General features: G+C 59.9%; 1 protein-coding gene and 2 pseudogenes. 1 reads left to right on the forward strand and 2 read right to left on the reverse strand.

Going from position 1 to position 1641, the window contains the following annotated elements:
- Window positions 1–386: pseudogene (locus EN745_RS34530) on the reverse strand (ABC transporter ATP-binding protein/permease); the annotation flags it as partial.
- Window positions 387–974: 588 nt separating this feature from the next.
- Here EN745_RS34530 and EN745_RS34535 point away from each other — a divergent pair.
- A complete protein-coding gene (locus tag EN745_RS34535) occupies window positions 975–1406 on the forward strand; it encodes a hypothetical protein (RefSeq protein ID WP_127423296.1) in 432 nt (143 codons plus the stop codon).
- A 127-nt stretch (window positions 1407–1533) separates the two neighbouring features.
- On the opposite strand, the pseudogene EN745_RS37395 reads toward EN745_RS34535, so the two are convergent.
- A pseudogene (locus EN745_RS37395) lies at window positions 1534–1641 on the reverse strand (disulfide bond formation protein DsbA); the annotation flags it as partial.

Raw genomic sequence — 1641 nt, forward strand, 5'->3', positions numbered from 1 at the left:
GAGTCGGACGAGCCGTGCTGGGCGTGGAAATGCGTGTGATTGGTGTCGAGGAGCGCTTCGTTGAAGCGGCTGTCCAGCCAGCCGCGCCATTTGCGGTGCAGCGTTGCCGAAACGAGGCTGCGTATGCCGGTGAAGCCCGCATCCTTGAGCACGACGATCAGGATGAGGATGCCGGCGTTGGTCAGCAGTGTCTGGAGAGGGGTGGTGTTTGCGGCGTCGTGGAAGAAGGCGATCGAATTGACCAGCTCACCCGACGCTTCGGCGAACCAGACGCCGGACTTGCTGGACAGCGCCGTAAGCAGCGCGATGACAAGGGTGAGGGTCCAGGCTTCCTTCCAGCGATCCGAGAACCAGTAGGCTCGCATCAGTCCCCAGAAGGTTCGCATCGATGACACTGGGGTCAGGGGCGGCTGCCTTCTGGCGTCGCTAGGACTTTTCTCCGATATTGAACGTCTCGGTCTGCCGACCCGAATCACGATCCCGCCCAAACCTTTTCTAGTTTTGTTACGGATAGTAACACCAATTGATCATTTTCCATTAATTTTCTCCCGGGGAATGTGAACCCGCGCACAAGCCGTTGCCCATGCGCAACAGATCGGACGGCGATGCGGTCGCCTCCACTGCGTGGAATGCCTTTTTATTTCAATTGATTAGAGCAGTCGCGGAGGCGGCCGAACGACCTTCCCTAAGGGAAGCTTAAAACACAGTTTTGTGAACCGCTTCGCCCTCCGATTCAGCCGAATTTCCTGATGCGAACGAACCGGGGAGACCGAAAAGCTGCCTCCGCGTGTCTTTCAGGATTGGCTTTCGTGATGTCCAAGGGCGGCCGGGGCATTGAGAAGGCGACGGCCGGGGGTGCCCGGCATCGTCTCGATACATCCGTCGGCCAATGCTTTTCAGGCGCGCACCAATTTGTGTTTGATGGGCCGGCCGTTCGGTCTCGAATGTGCATCGGCCGAAGCGGAGGGAATTTCATGCTTGTACGGACACTGTCCGCGATGGTCGCGACACTCGTCTGGCTGCCTCAGGCATATGCCGGCAGCCAGACCATTCCAAAGAATGGTGAAGGGCAGGTGGAGTTCAACACGCCGTCAGGCAATATCGGCTGTATCTACACGCCGAAGGGTGGCACAAGCATCTACCAGCCGCAGGATGGCGGTCCGGAACTGAGCTGCTCGCGCATCGAGCCGAGCTACATCACCGTCATTCTGGGGCCGAATGGGCCGGCAACGCAGATCAAGAATCCCGGCGAGCAAGGCTGCTGCGGCGATGTCGCGAAGCTTGCCTATGGCAACAGCTGGAGCAAGGGGCCGTTTTCCTGCCAGTCGTCGAAGAAAGGGCTGACCTGCGCGGCAGGCAACGGCCACGGCTTCTTCGTCAGCAAGGCCAAGGTGACGGTGAAGTAGGGGAGCGGGCAAGTTCCATCGTTTCATGAAACGCTGAACCGCCCTATCTCTTTGGTTCGCGCAATTCCGGACGGACGGCTACGGCGAAGTCGCCGAGCCTAACCATTTCACTTTGCCTGGAATTGCTTCAGCCCGCCGCCATTTCCAGCTCGCCTCGCGCCTTGGCCGCAGCGACCTGGCGGATGGCGTCGGCGAGCGTGTCGGCGTCCTGCGCGCCCATGACCGCGTCTTTGCC

It is taken from the genome of Mesorhizobium sp. M4A.F.Ca.ET.022.05.2.1, from assembly GCF_003998845.1.
Classification (GTDB): Bacteria; Pseudomonadota; Alphaproteobacteria; order Rhizobiales; family Rhizobiaceae; genus Mesorhizobium.

Coding starts and splice junctions, on each gene's coding strand:
- EN745_RS34535 (WP_127423296.1), top strand. CDS start 975: ATGCTTGTACGGACACTGTCCGCGATGGTCGCGACACTCGTCTGGCTG.